This window comes from Pseudomonas sp. (assembly GCF_037994325.1).
Taxonomy (GTDB): domain Bacteria; phylum Pseudomonadota; class Gammaproteobacteria; order Pseudomonadales; family Pseudomonadaceae; genus Aquipseudomonas.
The window spans coordinates 1-1,575 of the sequence record NZ_JBBNAH010000605.1 but is presented as its reverse complement, the minus strand read 5'-3'; the positions used below and the strand labels follow the sequence as shown (position 1 = coordinate 1,575).

At 58.2% G+C, this 1,575-nt stretch carries 2 protein-coding genes and 1 pseudogene; all 3 read left to right on the top strand.

Features of this window, described 5'->3' with window-relative positions; genetic code table 11:
- A pseudogene (locus tag AAAB16_RS20140) lies at nucleotides 1–533 on the top strand (dihydroorotase); the annotation flags it as partial.
- Entirely contained in the window at nucleotides 530–1,201 is a 672-nt protein-coding gene (gene rnt, locus AAAB16_RS20135) for a ribonuclease T (protein WP_110614972.1), read from the top strand. The pseudogene AAAB16_RS20140 and the gene rnt, both read left to right, overlap by 4 nt.
- Nucleotides 1,202–1,383: 182 nt before the next feature.
- Nucleotides 1,384–1,575, top strand: a 192-nt coding sequence (locus tag AAAB16_RS20130) for a bacterioferritin-associated ferredoxin (RefSeq protein WP_340664924.1), incomplete at its 3' end; no start/stop codon positions are given.

The following is a 1,575-nucleotide window of genomic DNA, read 5'->3' as shown; positions in this document are numbered from 1 at the left end:
TGTTTGAACACATCACCACCGGCGATGCGGTGCAGTTTGTTAACAGCGCCCCGGCTAATGTGGGTGCAACCATCACCGCTCACCACCTGCTATATAACCGCAACCATATGCTGGTTGGCGGTATTCGCCCGCACTTCTATTGCCTGCCGATTCTTAAGCGCAATGTGCATCAGGAAGCCCTGTTGGACGCAGCCACCAGCGGCAGCGCCAAGTTCTTCCTCGGCACCGACTCGGCGCCCCATGCGCAGCACGCCAAAGAAGCCGCTTGCGGTTGCGCCGGTTGCTACACCGCGTACGCCGCTATTGAGCTGTATGCCGAGGCGTTCGAACAACGTAATGCGCTGGATAAACTCGAGGGTTTCGCCAGCCAGCACGGCCCGGATTTCTACGGCCTGCCGCGCAATACCGACACCATTACCTTGGTCCGTGAAGAATGGACTGCCCCGACCAGCTTGCCGCTTGGCCAGCACAGTGTCGTCCCGCTGCGCGCCGGTGAAAAACTGCGCTGGCGCCTGCTGGAGCAAACCGCGTGAGTGAAGATAACTACGACGACGAGTCGGAAGGCGGCGGCAGCAATTCGCGCCACCCGATGGCTGAGCGTTTTCGCGGCTATTTGCCGGTGGTGGTGGATGTCGAGACAGGCGGGTTTAACTCTGCCACCGACGCCCTGCTGGAAATTGCCGCGACGACCGTGGGTATGGACGAAAAGGGTTTTCTCTTTCCGGAGCACACCTACTTCTTCCGTATTGAGCCATTCGAAGGCGCCAATATTGAAGCGGCGGCACTGGAGTTCACCGGCATCAAGCTTGACCACCCGCTGCGCATGGCGGTAAGCGAAGAGTCGGCGCTCACAGATATCTTCCGCGGCATTCGCAAAGCGCTGAAAGCCAATGGCTGCAAACGCGCGATTCTGGTGGGGCATAACAGCAGCTTCGATTTGGGCTTCCTCAATGCGGCGGTCGCCCGTAACGATTTGAAGCGCAACCCGTTCCACCCCTTCTCCAGCTTCGACACAGCAACGCTGGCGGGTCTGGCTTATGGTCAGACGGTGCTGGCTCGCGCCTGCCAAGCGGCCGGGATGGACTTCGACGGCCGTGAAGCGCATTCGGCGCGTTACGACACGGAAAAAACCGCAGAGCTGTTCTGCGGCATTGTTAACCGCTGGAAAGAACTCGGCGGCTGGCAGGATTTCGACGACTGAGGTCGCCACCTGCGTGTAAAAAACCCGGCCCAGCGCCGGGTTTTTTATTGCGCTAATAAAGCAGTGCCTACCGTTGATCGGTCGCTTCCCTTGTCAGCGAATATACCCGCCTCAAGTTTTGACAAGCATTCTCATTAACATTAATATCCCACGCATCAAGCCATTTGAGTTACGGGCCTTTTATGTACGTTTGTCTTTGCCTCGGTGTTACAGACGGTCAAATCCGCGATGCCATCAACGAAGGTTGCTGCAGCTACCGCGATGTACGCGAGTCGCTCGGTGTCGCTAGCCAATGTGGCAAATGCGCCTGCTTGGCCAAACAAGTGGTACGCGAAACCCTGACCGAAGTGCAGAGCAGCCAGGCCGCCCTAGCC